Raw genomic sequence first — 15,665 nt, forward strand, 5'->3', positions numbered from 1 at the left:
CGGTTGGTCACGATAACTCGACTGAGTGAAAGCGGCGAATCGGGCGGGGTGCCTCAGACGGTCTGCCGGTCGAGGTCGGGCTCCAGGTAGATCAGCCGGGCGACCGGCACCTTCGCCCGGACCCGGGCCTCGGCTTCGTCGATGGCGCGGGCCACCTGCGCCAGCTCGAGGTTCGGCGCCAGCGCGAGCTTCGCGGCGACGAGCAGCTCGTCCGGGCCGAGGTACTGGGTGCGGATGTGGATCACCCGCTCGACCTCGCCGCCGGTCAGCTCCGCGCAGATCGTCTCGAGCTGCTTGTCCGTCGCGCCCTCGCCGATCAGCAGGCTCTTCATCTCCACGATCAGGATGATCGCGATCACCCCGAGCAGGCTGCCGATCATGATCGTGCCGATGCCGTCCCACACCGGATCACCGGTCAGCTCCGAGAGCCCCACCCCGGCGAGCGCGAACACCAGGCCCAGCAGCGCACCGGTGTCCTCCAGCAGCACGATCGGCAGCTCCGGGGTCCGCGACTGCCGGATGAAGCCCCACCACGAGACGTCACCCTTGATCTTGCCGGACTCACTCATCGCGGTGCGGAAGCTGTAGCCCTCCAGCACGATCGCGACCACCAGGATGACCACCGCGACCAGCGGCGCGGTCAGCGGTTCCGGGTGCTGCACCTTGTGGATGCCCTCGTACAGCGCGAACGCCGAGCCGAGCGTGAACAGCATCAGCGCCACGACGAACGAGTAGAAGTACCGCTCCCGGCCGAACCCGAATGGGTGCTCGCGGGTGGCCCGGCGCCGGGACGAGCGCTGGCCCAGCAGCAGCAGGCCCTGGTTCGAGGTGTCGGCGAGCGAGTGCACCGACTCGGCGAGCATCGACGAGGACCCGGTGAACAGGAACCCCACGAACTTCGCCACCGCGATGCCCGCGTTGGCGCCCAGCGCCGCGAGAATCGCCTTCGTTCCCCCGCCTGCCGACACGCTGACCCCCTGGAGTCCGTCCCGATTTGTCGGGTTGAAGCCTACGGGGCCGCCGATCGACACGACGGTGGGAGGGCTTCCAGCGGCGAGGCGGCTACTTCCCGGACGTCGCCCGGAACAGCTGCGTGCGGCCGTCCCCGACGGGACGGACGTGCACCGCCGGGTCCGCGGCCGGCAGCCACAGGGACTGACCGCGCCCCAGCTCCAGCTCCGCGCCGTCGTCGCCGCGCACCTGCACCCGGCCCGCCGTGCACAGCAGGATCTGCGGCACCCCGGTCTGCACGCGCAGGTCGCCCTGCTCGCCCGCCGCCCAGTCGCAGCGCGACAGCTCGAACTCGGGTGCGTCGGTGTGGTAGACCGCGCCGCACGCGCTCGGCTCGCCGGGCAGGATCGGCATGTCGCAGCAGGTGAAGTCGACCACCCGCAGCAGCTCCGGCACGTCCACGTGCTTCGGGGTGAGCCCGCAGCGCAGGATGTTGTCGGAGTTGGCGAGGATCTCCACCGCCGTCCCGTGCAGGTACAGGTGCAGGTTGCCCGCGGGCAGGTAGATCGCCTCGCCCGCCCGGAGCGTGAGCCGGTTGAGCAGCAGCGCGGCCAGCACGCCGGCGTCCCGCGGATGCGCTTCGCCCAGCTCGAGGATCGTGCGGCATTCGGTGTCGAACTCGCCGTGGTCCTTCACGTGCAGCACGCACGCGTCGAGGACCTCGGGCAACAGCTCGTCGAGGGTCGCCTGTGGCAGCGTGATCCACGTGGTGAACAGCGCGCGCATGCCGTCGGAGTCGGGCTGCGCCGCGAGCAGCTCGGTGTACTTCGCCAGCCCGGGCGTCTCCACCGCCCGCAACAGCTTGATCGTGCGCGTGGGTTCACGGAACCCGGCCAGGGCGTGGAACTCCGTCAGCGCGCACACCAGCTCGGGCTTCGCCGTCGGGTCCGGGTAGTTGCGGTTCGGCGCGTCCCGCGGGATGCCCGCCGCCTCCTCGCGCGCGTGGCCTTCGGCGGACTGCGCCGCCGACGGGTGCGCCTGCATCGACAGGGGCTCCTCCACCGCGAGGATCTTCAGCAGGAACGGCAGCCGGTTGTGCCAGCGCTGCGAGCACTCCGGCCCCAGGTGCGCGTGCGGATCCGCCTCGATCAGCTCCAGCAGGCTGCGCTCGGCACCGTCCGCGCCGACGATCCGCGACGGGTCGCCGGGATGCGCGCCCATCCACAGCTCGGCCTCCGGATGCGGCGCCGGGACCTGGCGTCCCAGCAGCTCCGGGATCGTCGTCCTCGAACCCCACGCGTAGGGCCGCACTGCATTGCGGAGCAGCTCCACTGTGTTCTCAACTCCTTGGCACCGCCCCCGGGACGGTTCTTGTTCAGCCGGGCTACGCCGTGGCCGGCGCGTACTGACCGGCTCCCCCCATGCTTCCCGCCGCGAGCCCGAGGTAGACGGCGGCAAGCTCGAACCGTAGCGCGAGCACCCCGGCGCGAACAGGCTCGTCGCCGGAGATCTCGTCGCCGGGGGCGATGATTCCGGCCCCGGGAAGGGTATGCGAGGCCTCGTGACGTGCTGCGTCCGCGGTCGGCCCGTCGTGCACCGCGAGCAGCAGAACCCGCGGTTTCGGGCCCAGGTCGTCGAACTCGGGATCGGCGAAGATGTCCTGCTCCCCGGAGCTCGCGAGCACCGCGCGGTGCAATGCGGGACGGGCGAGCGCCTGGCGGTAGTCCGCGGCGTCGCACACCACGCCCGCGTAGGCGCCGAGCGCGAACGCGCCGTGTTCGGCGACCGCGACCGCCAGCGGGTCGAGCCCCCACAGCATGGGCACCCGGTCCGCCAGCCGCAGCGCCAGCGCCTTCGCCGGGTTCGAGAACGAGTCGCGGCCGAGATGACCGCGTTCGGCCTCCGCGTCCAGCTGGTCGGCGAGCACCTCGACGTCGGCGACCAGCAGGCCGAGCGCGTTCGCCGTGAGCAACCCGGCGGCAAGGCCGCGGGCGAAGGTCAGCTGGGGCGGCACCGGGATCCGGGGGGCGAGCAGGGAGCCCTTGCCCGCGATCGACGCCGCGACGGGCCCCTCCTGTGGCGCGGACAGCACGACGCTCGCGCCGTACCGGCTCGCCCGCTCGATGCCCGCGGCCAGCTCCCGGTCCACCGGGTCGTCGGTGTGCGCGAAGACGACGTCGAGCGCGCCGATCCAGCTCGGCACCGCGTCGGTGATCACCACCGGCACCGGGCACGTCGGCGCGAGCAACGCGGCCAGCAGCTTGGTGACGGCGCGGGCGACGCCGGGCCGGACGACCAGCACGAGCGCCCGCGGCCTGCCGACGTCCAGCCGGTCGGCGAGCTCGACGTCCGCGGCCAGTTCGGTGATCGAGCGGACCTGGGCACCCGCCATCGCCGCGGCCCGCAGCAGCCCGGCGGAGTCGGCCTCCGCCAGCCGGGCAGGGTCGTCCAGGAGCGTGTCGTCAAGCACCGCTGGCACTGGCGTCACTGGAGTCGGTGGAGCCGGGCTGGGTGGCCTCGTCGAGCAGGAGCACGGGGATGCCGTCGCGCACCGGGTAGACGCGGCCGCACGACGTGCAGGTCAGCGCGTCCGCCTCCGGGTCGCTCGGGGTGCCGGCCCGCAGTGGGGCGTGGTCCGGCGACGGGCACGCGAGGATCTCCAGCAACTGGGCATCAAGCGCGATAGCCATATGTTCTCCTTACCACGCGATCGGGTGGTCAACCACGGACGATCGCGAGTACTTCGTCGGTCAGCGCGCGCACCGCGTCCTCGGTCGGGGCTTCCACGTTCAGCCGCAGCAGCGGCTCGGTGTTCGACGGGCGCAGGTTGAACCACGAGCCGTCCGGCAGCTGCACGGTCAGCCCGTCCAGCTCGTCGGTGAGCACGCCGGCGCGGCCGGCGAACGCGTCCTTGACGGCCAACTGGCGGGCCACCTGGTCGTCCACCGTCGAGTTGACCTCGCCGGACGCGGCGTAGCGCTTGTACTCGCGGGTCAGCTCCGAGAGCGGGCCGTCCTGCTCGCCGAGCGCGGCCAGCACGTGCATCGCCGCCAGCATCCCGGTGTCGGCCCGCCAGAAGTCGCGGAAGTAGTAGTGCGCGGAGTGCTCGCCGCCGAAGATGGCGCCGGTCCGGGCCATCTCCTCCTTGATGAACGAGTGCCCGACGCGGGTGCGGACCGGCTTGCCGCCGTGCTCGGTCACGATCTCCGGCACCGCGTGCGAGGTGATCAGGTTGTGGATGATCGTCGCGCCCGGCTCCTTGGCCAGCTCGCGCGTGGCGACCAGTGCGGTGATCGCGCTGGGCGAAACCGGGTCGCCGTTCTCGTCGATGACGAAGCAGCGGTCGGCGTCGCCGTCGAAGGCCAGGCCCGCGTCCGCACCGACTTCGCGCACCTTCGCCTGCAGGTCGACGAGGTTCCGCGGGTCCAGCGGGTTGGCCTCGTGGTTGGGGAAGCTGCCGTCGAGCTCGAAGTACATCGGCACGAGGTCGATCGGCAGGCCCTCGAACACCGTCGGCACGGTGTGCCCGCCCATGCCGTTGCCCGCGTCCACGACGACCTTCAGCGGCCGGCTGCGGGAGAGGTCGACCAGCCCGCGCAGGTAGGCGGCGTAGTCGGTGAGCACGTCCCGCTCGGTGACGGTGCCCGGCTGGCCCTCGAACGCGGGGACGCCCTGCTCGACGGTGTCCCGGATCTCGGCGAGGCCGGAGTCCTGGCCGACCGGCGCGGCGCCGGGGCGGCACATCTTGATGCCGTTGTACTTGGCCGGGTTGTGGCTGGCGGTGAACTGGGCGCCGGCGAGGTTGAGCGACCCGGAGGCGAAGTAGAGCTCGTCGGTGCTGGCGAGGCCGATGTGCACGACGTCCAGCCCCTGCGAGGTGACGCCCTCGGCGAACGCCTGCGCCAGCCCCGGCGAGGACTCGCGCATGTCGTGACCGATGACGACCGCCGGGGACTCGGGCTTGATCAGCAGCGCGAACGCGGCACCGAAGTTGCGGACGAGGTCGGCGTTCAACTGCTCGCCGACCACCCCGCGGATGTCGTAGGCCTTGACGATGGCCGACAGGTCTGACACGCGCTTCTCCCCGACGTTCGACAGGTTCGGATGCCGGAAAGCGTACCGGGGGAGGCTAGGAGATCGGATCCGGCAGGACGCGCAGGTGACCGCGACGCCCGGAGGTGCCTTCCGGCTCCGGGGGCGCCGCCGGGCGGTCGGAGCGCCCGGCTTCGCGGACCGCCTCGGCGAGTGCCGTCAGCTCGTCGTCGGAGCGGTCCGGTTCGGCGAAGGAACCCTCGTGCCGCACGACCTCCCACCCCTTGGGCACGGTCAGCCGGAGCGCGTGCTCTTCGCACAGATCGTAGGAATGCGGCTCCGACGCCGTCGCGAGGGGACCGACCACCGCGGTCGAATCGCTGTAGGCGTAGGTCAGCGTGGCGACAGCGGGCTGGAGGCACCCCGTCCGCGAACACTTTCGTACGCTCGACACGAACACGGACGATACTGCCTCCCACCGACAAGTGTGCGCAGGCGCACCGGATGGGGCGCTGTAACCTTCCACCTGTGTCCACCGCGCGCAGTTCCCGGCAGCACCGGCGCGCCCGCCGCGACCGTCACGGTCGTGGCCTGCGCGGACCGCTGTACCCGGCTTCGCTGCCGGCCGCCTCGAGCCGGGCGGAGAAGTTCGACCAGCTGGTCCTGGACGCGCTCGAGCCCATCGAGGCCCGCTGGCGCGACCAGCTGACCAAGCTCGACGTCGCGGTGGACGACGTGCCCGAAGTGCGCGGGCCCAGCCACGCGCTGCAGGCCGAGGGCGTGCTCCACGACGGCTCGGTGCCGCTGTCGCGCCTGGTCCCGGCGGGGGTGGACCGCACGGGCATGCCGACCAGGGCCCGCATCGTGCTGTACCGCCGCCCGCTGGAGGCGCGCGCGAAGGACCCGGGCGAGCTGGCCGAGTTGGTGCACGACGTGCTGGTCGAGCAGGTCGCGGGCTACCTCGGCGTCGAACCGGACGTCATCGAAGGCGAGTAGGCCCGGGGATCGAGGTCATCGCGGCGAACAGCAGCGCGGCGACCTGGACCAGCAGCAGCACGTCCCGCAGCGTCGACGGGTGCTCGATGCTGACCTCGGAGGACGCCGTCGGCACCACCACCGCCACCTGGTGCCCCCACGCGGGCACGATCGGCTGCGCCTTGCCGTCGACGCTCGCCTGCCAGCCCGCCTCCTGCTCGGCCGCGAGCACGAGCAGCCGCCCGGCGATGCCGTCGGAAACCCGCACGTGCACGTCGGGCAGGCCGGCGTCCACCGGGCTCACGCCCGAGAACGTCGACGGCGCCGAGGACTGCACGGCCTGCTTCGCGACGGCCGGCGGGACGAGCATGACCTCACCCGACGGCGCCAGCAGTCGCAGCACCGCCCGGCCGTCGGTGGTCGGCTGGACGGCGACGGCGAGATCCGGCGCCAGCGCGACGATGGGGCCCGCGTCCTGACCGGGAGGCAGCACGACGAACAGCGCACCGGAGGCCGTCGCGCCCGAGAGCGCCGCCCGAGTGGCACCCGACGAAGGCTGCACCAGCGCGCTCTGCCAACCGGTGAGGCGGTCGGGCGTGCTCACGGTCAGCGCCAGCTGGTCGTCCCCGAACAGCGGTAACCGGCCACCGACCTGCCGCGTCGGCGCGTCCCCGGACCCGACGACCAGGACCGACCGGCCCGTGCGCGCGAGCTCGTCCTGCTGGGCCGACGCCAGCTGGCCGCCGCCGCCCGCGTGCAGCGGGCCGCTCCGGCCGGCGAGCACCGCGCCCGTGCCCAGGGCGAGGACCACGAGCACCGCGACGACCGCCGCGAGCTTCGGCAGGACCCCCGTCGAGGTGCCGCGGGCACACGCGTTGAGGACGATCCACAGCAACCCCGCACTGATGACCAGCAGCGGCACGCCCGTGAACCCGACGGACCCCGGGCCGCCCTGCAACGGGCTCACCGGCACGAGCAGCACCACCGCGAGCCCGCACGCGCCGAGCACGAGCACGCCCAGCCCGGCGCTCAGCAGGGCGCGTGGCCGGACGGCGACGGCGAAGATGGCCGCCACGAGCACCCCGACGCCGATCGGCCAGGCCCCGGCCCCGTCCGGGTCGAGACCCACGAGGTCCGCGGCGGCGGGCGCGGCCGCCGGGCCGCTCAGGCCGTGCAGGAACAGGGCGGGCTGGTTCACGAGCACCGTCGGCCACGGCAGGAGCAGCGCCAGCGGCAGCAACACGACGATCGCGACCGACGCGATCCGCTTCAGCAGGCTGTCCCCCGGCGGCAGCACGACGAACCCCGCGACCAGTCCCAGCAGCGCGAGCCCGTGTGCCAGCGGCGAAAACGCCCCGAGGACGGCGACGCCCACCGCGCAGGCCGACGACGCGTGGAGCCAGCCGGTACCCGTGCGGGCGAGCAGCCCGGCGGTGCCGGAGATCACCAGCGGCAACACGATGTGCACCGCGACGACGTCGAGCCGCCCCTGGGCGACCGATGCCGTCGCCGCCGGCAGCAACGCATACGCGGCGGCGATCGCGGCGCGCGTCCAGCGCGACACGGGAAGGCGGCGCGTGGCGGCGTAGGCGGAAAGCCCGGCGAGCGGTGCGTCACCGATCAGCAGCACGGCGACGAGCGCCGGCGGCCCGCCGAGCGGGGCGAAGATCGCACCGAGGGCGCCGAGAACCGCGAGCGAGGTGGGTGCGGCACTCGCCGTGCCGCCGCCGACCTGGTGCCAGCCCGCGAGATAGGTCGACCACAGCTCGCCGAGGGAACCGACGGGCAACAGCCGCCCGCCGGCGAGATCGAGACCGAGCCGGGAGCCGTCGACCACCAGCCCGAGTGCGGTGAGGACCGCGAAAAGGCTTACCGGAGGCGCGAATCGCCGTACGGCGGACTCCCTCGGCGCGGGGTCCTCGATCGAGCCGTCCGCCTCTGCCACCTGATGCACCGCACCAAACTACGCAACGCGACCACCCGTGACGGTCCAGGGGGCTTCCCCCTGGCGGGAGGTTCCGAAGGACACTGAGCAACGAGCACCGGCGAGCGTTTGCCGTGAGCAGACCTCGCCCGGCTCGTTCCCCCTCAGACCGCGCGTTTCTTGAGCTTGCGACGCTCCCGTTCGGACAGTCCGCCCCAGATGCCGAAGCGCTCGTCGTGGGCCAGGGCGTACTCGAGGCACTCGCCCTTCACTTCGCAGCCCTGACAGATCCGCTTGGCCTCGCGGGTCGATCCACCCTTTTCCGGGAAGAACGCCTCCGGGTCGGTCTGCGCGCACAGCGCGCGGTCCTGCCACTCCGGCGGCTCGGCGGGATCGAAGATGTCGGCGAGCTCACCCAGTTCTGCGTCCGGGCCCGCTCCCCAATCCACGACCTGCCCCCATTCCCTTCCATCTGCTTCCAACCGCACTTCCGCCTCCTCTGCTTCCACGCACTCCCCAGGCTGGCGGTGTTGAAGCCGGCACCCGACGTCCCCTTGCCGCGTCGAATGACAGCAATGTGATTACACCCGTGTAATGCGGCCAGGTCAAGCGGAGTAGCGAGTTTGGGGGACCCTGATGCCTGATCGCGCAAGGGGACACGCCGACGGCGAGCCAGGCGGATACGACAGACTGGGGGACGTGCAGCGATCAGCGGTCAGACCAAGCCCTGTCTTCCTCGGCATTCTCGCGCTCACCGTAGTGGGTGGTGTACTCGCCGCATTCGGAGACGCGAACTCGCTCGGTTCCTCGGACGAAGATCCGATGTTGATCGGTGGCATCTTCGTGCTCGTGGTCGCCGGGTGGGCCGCTTCCCTCACCCTGCACGAGTTCGGCCACGCGTTCGTGGCCTTCAAGGGTGGCGACCACTCGGTGGTGGGCAAGGGCTACCTGAACCTGGACGTGCGCCGCTACACCGATCCGGTCCTTTCCCTTGTGCTGCCGTTGATCTTGCTGGCGATCGGCGGCATCCCGCTGCCGGGTGGCGCGGTGTGGATCAACCGGTGGGCGCTGCGCTCACGTGCGATCTCGAGCTGGGTCTCACTGGCGGGACCGCTGAGCAACCTCGTGGTCGGCGTGCTGCTGAGCCTGTCCGTGGCCTACATCCCGATGGCCGAGGGGCTCGCCCTGGGCCTGTCCTACCTGGCGCTGCTGCAGATCCTGGCCTTCGTGCTCAACATCCTGCCCGTGCCCGGGCTCGACGGCTTCGGCGCGATCGAGCCGTATCTCTCGCCGCAGACGCGGGAGTTCGCCGCGAAGGTGCGCCCGTGGGCGCCGCTGGCACTGTTCGCGCTGCTGTTCGCCGTTCCGACGGTCGCGAACGTCTTCTGGGACCTGTCGGGCTTCGTGTTCCGCGCCGTGGGCGGGGACTCCGTCTACGCCAACAACGGCGGCTACGCGTTCATGTTCTGGCGCCACTGAGCCAGACGTCGGCCCGCTTCGCCACGCGCTTGAGACCGGAGCGCTCCGCGAGGTAGTCACCCGCCATACCGACCACCGGCAGCATCCCGATCGCACGCTGGTAGAAGCGGCCCCGCGGCCGCTTCTCCAGCTCGCCGGAAACGGCCAGCAGCGAACGGCCCATCCGCCACAGCGTGGTCGCGACGCCCTTCGGGGTGATCCTGCGTTCGTGCTGCTCGCCGAACTCCCCGGCGAGCTCCGCGGTCTCCGCGTCCTCGGTCTCGCCGTGCTTGCCCGCGGCCAGCGCGGGGTCGATGTCGCGCTGGAACAGCACCCATGCGACGAGCCGCACGCGCTCGCCGACGTCGTCGATGCCGTGCTCGCCCGCGATCGCGCACAGCAGCAGGCCCTGCGCGCTGGCGCCGAGCGCGTCCTGCACGGGCAGCCGGTCGGCGAGCACGCCGCCGATGCCGGGGATCGCGGTCACCAGCGAGGTGAGCCTGCCGACGCGGCTGATCCACCAGTCCACGTGCTGCTGCGCGCTCATCGCGTCCCACGCCGCCGTTCCGGGCAGCTTCACGGTGGCCAGGCCCTCGATCCGGCCGGGCCGGCACATGGCGTGGAGCACCGGGCGCGCCGCGCGCACGAACGGGCGCAGCACCTTCACGAGCTGCCGGTCGGAGATGGCTTCGGCCACGTCATTTCCTTCCCGGAACGGCCAGCGAGCCGCCGAGCGCGAGTGCCGCGGGCAACGCCCCGCCCGCGATCAGCAGCAAAGCCCGCCAGTCCTGGATCAGCACGAGGTCACCGCCCGGACCCGTCAGGCCGAGCACCACCACCGTCAGTACCCACAACGCGAGCGGGGCAAACGCCGCTTTCGGGTGGACCAGCCTGCCTGCCTGCAGGACCAGCAGCGGCGTGGTGAAGATCGCGACGAGGACGGTGAACGGGACCGGCACCGTGCCGTCCACCCGCAGCGGGAGGAAGAACAGTTCGAGCGTGGCCAGCAGGACGGTGTCCACGAGCAACAGCACGAGCAGGCCGCGCCGCAGGACGGGGTTCATGCCAGGCCTCCGAACAGGTCGGTCTCGGCGCCCTCGCGGGGGCCACGCACCAGTGTGAAGTACTCGGCCTCGCCGATCGGCTGGGCCACCCCGTTGGACAACGCGAACTCGGGCGGGTGCACCGCAACCTGCGTCGCGTGGGCGCGCAGCGCGGCGATCTTCGCGTCGAGGCGGGGGCGGATGTCGATGGTCGTGGTGATCTCGTTGACGGGCGCGTCGGGCGGCAGCACGGCACCGCCCCCGGCGGCGATGTGGAACACCCGGGTCGCCGAGTCCGCGACCGCCATCGTGATCTCGTGCGCGCGGACGTGGTCGGGGTGGCCGTAGCCGCCGAAGGAGTTGTACGTGACGAGGACGTCGGGCCGAACTTCGTCGACGAGCACCTGCAGCTGCAGCACCTGGTCCTCGAACGCGCCACCCGCGAAGGCACGCGGATGCTCGGCCGCGGGCGTGCCCGCCATTCCCGAATCGCGCCAACCGCCGATACCGCCCAGATACCGGTGTTCGGTGACACCCAGTTCCCGTAAGGCCGCGGAGAGTTCACCTGAGCGATAGCCGCCCAGCTGGTCCGCCGCCCACGAGCCGAGGCCGGCCAGCTCCGGCGGGATGATCTCGCCTTCCTCGCCCAGCGTGCAGGTCACCAGCACCACCTCGGCGCCCTCGGCGACGTAGCGGGCCATGGTCCCGCCGGTGGTGATGGTCTCGTCGTCGGGATGGGCGTGGACCAGCATTAGTCGGCGGCTCATCGATTGAAGATAAAGTGGCGACGTGAAGCGTTTCGGTTGAGGGTGGCGGTGGGGATACGGGAGGGAATTCACCGTGCCCCCACCATCGTCGGGGGATCCTCGGATATCCTCGCGCGAAGTTGCGCTGAACAGCGTCGAACGTTCTCCCCCACGAAGGGCCACTTGGTGAGCACTGAAGCGACGACGGCGAGGCTGTCCGCCTCGGGTTCCGTCCTGTCCATCGCGGACCTCAAGATCACTTTCCCGACCGAGGACGGCATCGTCGAGGCGGTCAAGGGCATCGGCTTCGACGTCAGCCCCGGTGAGATCGTCGCGGTCGTGGGTGAGTCCGGTTCCGGCAAGTCCGTGACCTCGATGTCGGTGCTCGGCCTGCTGCCCAAGACCACCAAGATCGAGGGCGACCTGCGGCTGGAGGACCACGAGCTGGCGGGCCTCAAGGACAAGGACATGCGGAAGGTCCGCGGCAACGACATCGCGATGATCTTCCAGGAGCCGATGAGCGCGCTGAACCCCGTGTTCACGGTGGGCTGGCAGATCCGGGAGGCGCTGCGCGCGCACCAGGACATCTCCAAGGAGGCCGCCGACAAGCGGGCGATGGAGCTGCTCGACATGGTCGGCATCCCGAACCCCGGCCAGCGGTTCAAGCAGTACCCGCACCAGCTCTCCGGTGGTCTGCGGCAGCGCGTGGTGATCGCGATGGCGATCGCCTGCGATCCGAAGGTGATCATCGCCGACGAGCCGACGACCGCGCTCGACGTGACCGTGCAGGCGGAGATCCTCGGCCTGCTGCGCAAGCTGCGTGACACCCTGAACACCGCGATCGTGCTCATCACGCACGACATGGGCGTGGTCGCCGACCTTGCCGACCGGGTCGTGGTGATGTACCAGGGCGAGATCGTCGAGCAGGCCCCGGTGCACGAGCTGTTCGCCTCCCCGCGCGAGGAGTACACGCGCCGGCTGCTGGCCGCCGTGCCGGTGCTCGGGCAGCGCCCGGCGGGCCGCCGCCTGCTCGACGACGCGCCGCTGGAGATGGACGCCGAGGCGGCGGCGAAGGTCGCGGAGGAGATCCGCATCGCCGACGCCGAGCTGGAGTCCCAGATCAAGACCGACGCGCCGGCGCTGGAGATCAAGGACCTGGTGCTGGAGTACCCGGGCAGGCGCGGCCAGACGAAGAACCGCGCCGTGGACGGGGTTTCGCTGCACATCAACAAGGGCGAGATCCTCGGCCTGGTGGGCGAGTCGGGTTCCGGCAAGTCCACTGTGGGCCGCTGCGCGATCCGGTTGCTGAAGCCCACCGAGGGCGCCGTTTCGGTCGCGGGGCGTGACATCACGAACCTGTCCACGAAGGAGCTGCGGCCGCTGCGCCGGTACTTCTCCATCGTGTTCCAGGACCCGGCGTCCACCCTGGACCCGAAGATGACGATCGGCGAGTCGATCGCCGAGCCGATGGTGCTGCACAAGATGTTCGCGGGCAAGGAGCTCGGCGACCGCGTGGTGTCCCTTTTGGACAAGGTCGAGCTCTCGGGCCACTACCGCAACCGGTACCCGCACGAGCTGTCCGGCGGTCAGCGCCAGCGCGTGTCGATCGCTCGCGCGCTGTCGCTGGACCCGCAGCTGCTGATCGCGGACGAGCCGACCTCGGCGCTGGACGTCTCGGTGCAGGCGCGGGTGCTGGACCTGTTCCTCGGGCTGCAGCAGACCCTCGGGTTCGCATGCCTGTTCATCAGCCACGACCTCGCCGTGGTCGACCTGCTGGCCGACCGCGTCGCGGTGATGCAGCACGGCAAGCTCGTCGAGGTCGGTGAGCGGGACCAGGTGCTGCACAACCCGCAGCAGGACTACACGAGGCGCCTCCTGTCGGCGGCGCCGGTGGCGGACCCGGTGCTGCAGGCGGAGCGCCGCGCGGCCTGGGAAGCCGGGAAGCTCGCGCCCGTCGCGGACTGATCAAGGGCCGGAAATGGGGCTCCTCCGTCAGGAGGGGCTCCATTTTCTTTTGGGACCCCAGGGTTGGGTGGTCATCCCGTCGCCTGAACTCGCGGCATCACTTTGAGGTGGAGCCGCAACCCTTTGCCTGCCGCCGCCCGACGACGCAACCTTGCGGGTCCGGCTCAAAGTGATATGCACAAATCGCAGGCGACGGGATGGCCACCCAGCTCGACCACCTGCATGAGGTGAGATGAGGGGCTTTTCCTGGCTCATCTTTGAGCCTGCCCGTCCGGCGAGGACTCTCTTGATCTTGTCCCGCGCGCAGCGCGGGGAGCACCTCGCGCGGAGCGCGAGGTGGGCCGCCCCACCCCCGATCGCGGATTGTTCAACGGTCGCCACACCGCGTCGACCGCTGAAGGCGCTGGGGATCGGGGTAAGGGGGCGGCCGGGCGCGGCCATTCCTGGCTGCCGTTGCCGGGTTCGCCTTCGCGGGGTGGCGGGGCCCTGTCGGGTGCCCCGAAAGACCGAAGCGCCCTCCCACCGGTGGGTGGAAGGGCGCTTCGCTGGTTCCTCCTGCTTTCAGGCCTTCATCCGGCGCTGCCGGGGGTCGAAGGCGTCCCGCAGGCCGTCGCCGATGAAGTTGATCGACAGCGAGATCAGCACCAGCACGACGAACGGCCCGAAGAACAACCACGGCCGGGTCTGCACCTGGGCGTAGTTCTCCAGGATGATCCGGCCCAGCGAGGTGTCCGGCGGCTGCACACCGAGGCCGATGAAGCTCAGCGCCGCCTCGACGAGCACCGCCTGCGCCACGGCCAGCGTCGCGTTCACCGTGATGCTGCCGACCATGTTGGGCACGAGGTGCCGGAAGATGATCCGGCCCGTCCCGGCGCCCGCGGCCCGCGCCGCCTCGACGAACTCGCGCTGCGAGAGCGCCATCGCCTCGGCACGCGTGATGCGCGCGATCGGCATCCACGCGAACAGGGCCAGCACGATCGCGACCACGAACCAACTACCGTGCCCGAACACCTTCGCCATGATCGCGGCGGCCGCGATCTGCGGGACGATCAGGAACAGGTCCGTCAGCCGGGACAGGGCCGAGTCGGTGAACCCGCGCAGGTACCCGGCGAGCGAGCCGAACACCACGCCGATCACCGTGCCCAGCACCGACACCACGACCGCGATCAGCAGCGAGAACTGGGTGCCGCGCAGGACCTGCGACACCATGTCCTTGCCGACCTGGGTGGTGCCGAGCGGGAAGTCGCCGCTGGGCTTGGCGAACGACGGGAAGCTCGCGTCCTCGTAGGCGTGCGGCCAGAAGATCGGCATGATCACCGCGACCAGCACGACCAGCAGCAGCACCACCGTGGACACCATGGCGAGCTTGTGCCGCAGGAACTTCCGCAGGACCAGCTTGCCCTGGCTCGCCGCCTGGGGAAGCGCCTCAGGGGGCAGGGTGCCTTCGCGTTCGGCGGCCGAGGCCGCCTCGCCGGCAACCAAAGAGTTCATGTCAGCCAACGCGAATCCTCGGGTCCATGATGCCGTACAGCAGGTCGGCGATGAGGTTGGCGAGCACCACCATGACGGCGACGACGACGAGCCAGCCCATCAGCACGCTGGGGTCGTTGTGGTTGACGGCGTCGACGAGCAGGGTGCCCATCCCGTGCCAGTTGAACACGGTCTCGGTGATGATCGCGCCGGTGAGGACCTGGCCGAAGTTCACCGAGAACAGAGTGGCGACCGGGATCAACGCGTTGCGGAACGCGTGCCGGAAGATGACGCGGGAGCCGGAGATGCCCTTGGCCCGCGCCGTGCGCACGTAGTCCTGGTTCAGCGTCTCCAGCATCGAAGCGCGCTGGAACCGGCTGTACGCGGCGAAGCTGATCGCCATGATGGACAGCGTGGGCAGCAGGTAGGCACCCGAGTACCTCGCGAGGAAGTCACCGAACCCCGTGGAGGTCAGGTTCTCCGGGCTCGTCGTTCTGAGCCACGGGTTGCCGAGCCAGTCGCTCAGCCCGATGTCGCGGATCCAGACGTTGAGCTGGATCGCGTAGGTCTTCAGCACCACCGCGACGCAGAAGATCGGCATGGAGAAGAGGAAGAACGCCAGCGTGGTGGCGACGTAGTCGACGATCGAGTACTGCTTGACCGCGGCCAGCACGCCGACCGCGATGCCGATGATCAGCGCGAGGACCTCGGCACCGACGACCAGCTTGATCGTGACGTCGAAGGCGCTCATCACCTTCGGGAACACCGGTTGCATGGCGTTGCCCTGTGCGACCGAGACGCCCCAGTCACCGGTCAGGAAGTGGCCCAGCCAGTGGAAGTAGCGCGGGATCAGCGGCATGTCGAGGCCGAGCTGCCGGGCGGTCTCGGCGATCGCCTCGGGGTTGACGTTCGGCCGGCCCCTGAGCTCGGCGAGCGGATCCCCGGTCGCGGCGACCATGACGAACACCAGGAAGGTCCCGACGAACAGGACGGGGATCGAAATCGCCAGCCGGCGAAGAATGTAGATAACCAGGTTCAACGAGAATGCTCCTCATCCGGGCCTGGCCGGAAGTATGCAGCCGCGCCCGGTGTCCACCGTAC

Annotated in this window: 15 protein-coding genes and 1 pseudogene; 3 read left to right on the forward strand and 13 right to left on the reverse strand. The window is 70.8% G+C overall.

The genetic code is table 11. The features are described from left to right. Window positions 1–53: 53 nt before the first annotated feature. The 6 genes from LWP59_RS33280 to LWP59_RS33305 all read right to left on the reverse strand — a co-directional run bounded on the left by LWP59_RS33280 (window position 54) and on the right by LWP59_RS33305 (window position 5,437). Window positions 54–968, reverse strand: a complete 915-nt coding sequence (locus LWP59_RS33280; RefSeq protein ID WP_144644305.1) for a cation diffusion facilitator family transporter — start codon at window positions 966–968, stop codon at window positions 54–56. A gap of 94 nt (window positions 969–1,062) precedes the next feature. Beyond that, window positions 1,063–2,283 (reverse strand): mannose-6-phosphate isomerase, class I, encoded by a 1,221-nt coding sequence (gene manA / locus LWP59_RS33285; RefSeq protein WP_144644302.1) that lies wholly within the window; start codon window positions 2,281–2,283, stop codon window positions 1,063–1,065. Between the two features lie 52 nt (window positions 2,284–2,335). Further along, entirely contained in the window at window positions 2,336–3,430 is a 1,095-nt protein-coding gene (locus tag LWP59_RS33290; RefSeq protein ID WP_144644299.1) for a hypothetical protein, read from the reverse strand. Beyond that, the gene (locus tag LWP59_RS33295; RefSeq protein ID WP_144644296.1) at window positions 3,414–3,641 is read right to left on the reverse strand and encodes a Trm112 family protein; all 228 of its coding nucleotides are present in this window, start codon (window positions 3,639–3,641) and stop codon (window positions 3,414–3,416) included. Before LWP59_RS33295 ends, LWP59_RS33290 begins: the two co-directional genes overlap by 17 nt. Window positions 3,642–3,669: 28 nt before the next feature. After that, on the reverse strand, window positions 3,670–5,025 hold the full coding sequence (locus tag LWP59_RS33300; RefSeq protein ID WP_144644294.1) for a phosphomannomutase/phosphoglucomutase: 1,356 nt from the start codon (window positions 5,023–5,025) through the stop codon (window positions 3,670–3,672). A gap of 55 nt (window positions 5,026–5,080) precedes the next feature. After that, window positions 5,081–5,437: a DUF3499 domain-containing protein gene (locus tag LWP59_RS33305; RefSeq protein WP_144644292.1), complete on the reverse strand. Its 357-nt coding sequence runs from the start codon at window positions 5,435–5,437 to the stop codon at window positions 5,081–5,083. Window positions 5,438–5,487: 50 nt separating this feature from the next. On the opposite strand from LWP59_RS33305, the gene LWP59_RS33310 reads away from it, so the two are divergent. After that, the gene (locus LWP59_RS33310) at window positions 5,488–5,979 is read left to right on the forward strand and encodes a metallopeptidase family protein (RefSeq protein ID WP_373299553.1); all 492 of its coding nucleotides are present in this window, start codon (window positions 5,488–5,490) and stop codon (window positions 5,977–5,979) included. Here the strand turns inward: LWP59_RS33310 and LWP59_RS33315 are convergent. Then, window positions 5,963–7,897, reverse strand: a pseudogene (locus LWP59_RS33315) (hypothetical protein); the annotation flags it as partial. The gene LWP59_RS33310 and the pseudogene LWP59_RS33315 sit on opposite strands and share 17 nt — an antisense overlap. Window positions 7,898–8,046: 149 nt before the next feature. Then, on the reverse strand, window positions 8,047–8,301 hold the full coding sequence (locus tag LWP59_RS33320) for a WhiB family transcriptional regulator (RefSeq protein ID WP_229857696.1): 255 nt from the start codon (window positions 8,299–8,301) through the stop codon (window positions 8,047–8,049). A gap of 280 nt (window positions 8,302–8,581) precedes the next feature. Here LWP59_RS33320 and LWP59_RS33325 point away from each other — a divergent pair, with 280 nt between their 5' ends. Then, complete coding sequence (locus LWP59_RS33325; RefSeq protein ID WP_144644288.1) at window positions 8,582–9,361, forward strand: site-2 protease family protein; 780 nt, start codon at window positions 8,582–8,584, stop codon at window positions 9,359–9,361. Here the strand turns inward: LWP59_RS33325 and LWP59_RS33330 are convergent. From LWP59_RS33330 to mshB, 3 genes are read right to left on the reverse strand one after another with little or no spacing between them, the layout of a single operon-like run. Beyond that, window positions 9,342–10,037, reverse strand: coding sequence for a hypothetical protein (locus tag LWP59_RS33330; RefSeq protein ID WP_144644286.1), 696 nt, complete (start codon window positions 10,035–10,037; stop codon window positions 9,342–9,344). The genes LWP59_RS33325 and LWP59_RS33330 overlap by 20 nt on opposite strands. A gap of 1 nt (window position 10,038) precedes the next feature. Beyond that, entirely contained in the window at window positions 10,039–10,404 is a 366-nt protein-coding gene (locus LWP59_RS33335; RefSeq protein WP_186383567.1) for a hypothetical protein, read from the reverse strand. After that, window positions 10,401–11,150 (reverse strand): N-acetyl-1-D-myo-inositol-2-amino-2-deoxy-alpha-D-glucopyranoside deacetylase, encoded by a 750-nt coding sequence (gene mshB, locus LWP59_RS33340; protein ID WP_144644284.1) that lies wholly within the window; start codon window positions 11,148–11,150, stop codon window positions 10,401–10,403. The genes LWP59_RS33335 and mshB overlap by 4 nt, the downstream gene beginning before the upstream one ends. 165 nt (window positions 11,151–11,315) lie before the next feature. Here mshB and LWP59_RS33345 point away from each other — a divergent pair, with 165 nt between their 5' ends. Further along, entirely contained in the window at window positions 11,316–13,094 is a 1,779-nt protein-coding gene (locus LWP59_RS33345) for an ABC transporter ATP-binding protein (protein WP_144644282.1), read from the forward strand. A 561-nt stretch (window positions 13,095–13,655) separates the two neighbouring features. On the opposite strand, the gene LWP59_RS33350 is transcribed toward LWP59_RS33345, so the two are convergent. Further along, the gene (locus LWP59_RS33350; RefSeq protein WP_144642388.1) at window positions 13,656–14,585 is read right to left on the reverse strand and encodes an ABC transporter permease; all 930 of its coding nucleotides are present in this window, start codon (window positions 14,583–14,585) and stop codon (window positions 13,656–13,658) included. A 1-nt stretch (window position 14,586) separates the two neighbouring features. Beyond that, the gene (locus tag LWP59_RS33355; RefSeq protein ID WP_144642389.1) at window positions 14,587–15,603 is read right to left on the reverse strand and encodes an ABC transporter permease; all 1,017 of its coding nucleotides are present in this window, start codon (window positions 15,601–15,603) and stop codon (window positions 14,587–14,589) included. Window positions 15,604–15,665 lie beyond the last annotated feature (62 nt).

Source organism: Amycolatopsis acidiphila (genome assembly GCF_021391495.1).
Lineage (GTDB): Bacteria > Actinomycetota > Actinomycetes > Mycobacteriales > Pseudonocardiaceae > Amycolatopsis_E > Amycolatopsis_E acidiphila.

What these genes read in the sequence shown, in the direction of transcription:
- LWP59_RS33295 (WP_144644296.1), bottom strand. Translation starts at nt 3,641, where the DNA reads ATGGCTATCGCGCTTGATGCCCAGTTGCTGGAGATCCTCGCGTGCCCG.
- LWP59_RS33310 (WP_373299553.1), top strand. Translation starts at nt 5,488, where the DNA reads ATGGGGCGCTGTAACCTTCCACCTGTGTCCACCGCGCGCAGTTCCCGG.
- LWP59_RS33335 (WP_186383567.1), bottom strand. Translation starts at nt 10,404, where the DNA reads ATGAACCCCGTCCTGCGGCGCGGCCTGCTCGTGCTGTTGCTCGTGGAC.
- mshB (WP_144644284.1), bottom strand. Translation starts at nt 11,150, where the DNA reads ATGAGCCGCCGACTAATGCTGGTCCACGCCCATCCCGACGACGAGACC.
- LWP59_RS33350 (WP_144642388.1), bottom strand. Translation starts at nt 14,585, where the DNA reads ATGAACTCTTTGGTTGCCGGCGAGGCGGCCTCGGCCGCCGAACGCGAA.